3 protein-coding genes are annotated in these 2,299 nt (G+C 53.3%); all 3 read left to right on the top strand.

The features are described from left to right. Positions 1-646 (top strand): hypothetical protein (locus ABJQ89_RS01765; protein WP_348494559.1); only part of this gene is annotated, 646 nt, incomplete at its 5' end. Between the two features lie 19 nt (positions 647-665). Next, entirely contained in the window at positions 666-1,724 is a 1,059-nt protein-coding gene (locus tag ABJQ89_RS01760) for a glycosyltransferase family 2 protein (RefSeq protein ID WP_348404634.1), read from the top strand. Then, positions 1,721-2,299 (top strand): class I SAM-dependent methyltransferase (locus tag ABJQ89_RS01755; protein WP_348494558.1); only part of this gene is annotated, 579 nt, incomplete at its 3' end. The genes ABJQ89_RS01760 and ABJQ89_RS01755, both read left to right, overlap by 4 nt.

Genomic DNA, 2,299 nt, shown 5'->3' with positions numbered 1-2,299 from the left:
GTATTATGTGAACAGGCCGCAAACGCTCAACCTTTGGAGCCATCTCTATTTGTACACGATTTTGCTACCGGTTCTCTGGGATCCACGGCGACTGGCCTTACTTTGGAAAGGAAAGCGTCCGCGGCTCCAGTTTTTTCAAGTGCCCGCAATACTTCTTGCAGCGCTCTTGGCGGACGGTGTTTGGTCTTCTACAACAACTGTCGTCGCGCGGGCGGTAAACCAGCCTGTTCAAGGCGCGGGCGCGTCGCAGCTATCAGGCGTTTGGTTGCAACCCGCCTTGGCCGAACATCTGGAACGTCTCGCCGGCTACTTGCGCGCACATCCAGCCCGCGATGAACTTGTCTATTTTACGCCCTTTTCCTTTTCGATGCCTGTGGTCTCCGGCGTTCACCCGATGGTGCCGGTGCGTGACCCATTCTGGGAAGCGCATACTCAGGCCGCACTGGATGATCTGCTTTTAAGGATACGCGCGACGCAACCACCGGTTATTCTGTTTCACGACATCACAAGCGTGCCGGGTGACATATTCGGCGGCTCAGGTCCGGCGGACTTCTACTCAAAGGTTCGCAAGACCTTGTCGCCGGATTATCGTTTTGATGGACAACAGGCTGGCTGGAATGTTCTAGTTTTGAGGGAAGGGTTTTGAACCACATGGGTGACACATAATGGATGGTGCGACGAGGGCAGATGCCGTACTCGAAAAACGGCGCCCATTGATCTCAATTATTTGCCCGGTTTTCAATGAAGAAGACAACGTCGCAAATCTCCATGCTGAGGTCTCGCGGGTTTTTGAGAATGCGGTTCCTGACTATGATCATGAGCTAATCTTCACTGACAATCACAGCACCGACGACACCTTTGGCCGCCTTTCCCAGATCGCGGAGAAAGATCCAAGAGTGCGCGTCGCACGGTTTGCCCGCAACTTTGGCTTCCACAAATCAGTCATGACGGGCTATCGGCTCGCGTCGGGAGATGCCGCAATACAGATTGATTGCGATCTTCAGGATCCCCCTGACCTTTTTGTTGAATTCCTACAGCATTGGGAAGACGGCCACGATGCAGTAGTCGGTGTTCGCCGCAACCGCGATGAACCCAAAGTACTTCAAACCATGCGCAATGCCTTTTATCACCTGATGAATAAGCTAGCAGGTGACAGTATGCTCGTCGGGGGCGGGGATTTCCGCCTCATCGACCGATCAATTCTTGATCAGCTCCGCTGGATCGATGACGTGCAACCCTATACGCGTGGATTGACCTCGTCATTGGCCCGGCGACAGATTGGGGTGCCCTTTGATCGAAAGGCCCGTCAACACGGCGAGAGCAAATACCCGCTACGTCGACTGTTCGGATTGGCTGCCGAAGGTGTGTTGGCGCATTCGATTTTACCACTCCGGATCGCGTCTTTCGTCGGGCTGTTGATCGCAGTTGCCACTGTGTTGCTAACTGGGGGTTATCTGATTGGCGGTATATTCTTTGGGTCCGAGTGGCCATCAGGATTTTCCACGCTGGTCGTTCTTACCCTGTTCGGAATCGGGTTGAATGCAATCTTTCTTGGCGTGATCGGCGAATATGTTGGGCGACTTTACCTTCAAATGCAAAAGCGCCCGATGACGATTATAGAACAAACGGCCAATTTTCCGTCGGGAGTTTCCGAGCATTCGATAAAAGCCGCACCCAAGACAAGCGCCTCAGAACAAATTGAGACGGAAAGCGAACTATCATGAGCGAATTCGATCAATTTCGGGACACCTATGCCGAGGACATCGAGGACGCCATTCGCTTTAGCGGCAAACCACTTGCGTTCTTTACCAAAGCAAAAGCAGATCTCATCATCCCACTCTTAGCAGAGCATATGCCTGATGGGCCGCTGGATATCCTCGACATCGGTTGCGGTCATGGATTGGTGCACCCCTATCTTCTGGAAGCACGTCCGAGCCTTCGTCTGCGGGGCGTCGACAATGCCGCCGATGTGATTGACGAGGCCCGTAAAATGAACCCAAATGTTCTTTTCGACGCCTACAACGGACATCGGCTCCCGTATGACGACCGCAGCTTTGATGTCGCCTTCACGATCTGCGTTATGCATCATGTCCTTCCTGAACAGCGAAGAAACTTCATGCAAGAGATGGCCCGGGTTCTGCGCCCTGGAGGCCTGTGTGTCGTAATCGAACATAATCCACTGAACCCTCTTACCCAATACATCGTGCGAACATGCCCAATTGATGAGAACGCGGTTATTCTTTGGCCACGTGAGGTTCGCAAGCTGGCGATGAACGCGGGCCTGCATTCGGTGACAACG

The sequence above is a fragment of the Planktotalea sp. genome, assembly GCF_039984035.1.
Lineage (GTDB): Bacteria > Pseudomonadota > Alphaproteobacteria > Rhodobacterales > Rhodobacteraceae > Planktotalea.
Note: the sequence above shows the minus strand (reverse complement) of the source record. Positions and strands in the feature narration are given on the sequence as shown.

Coding starts and splice junctions, on each gene's coding strand:
- ABJQ89_RS01760 (WP_348404634.1), top strand. CDS start 666: ATGGATGGTGCGACGAGGGCAGATGCCGTACTCGAAAAACGGCGCCCA.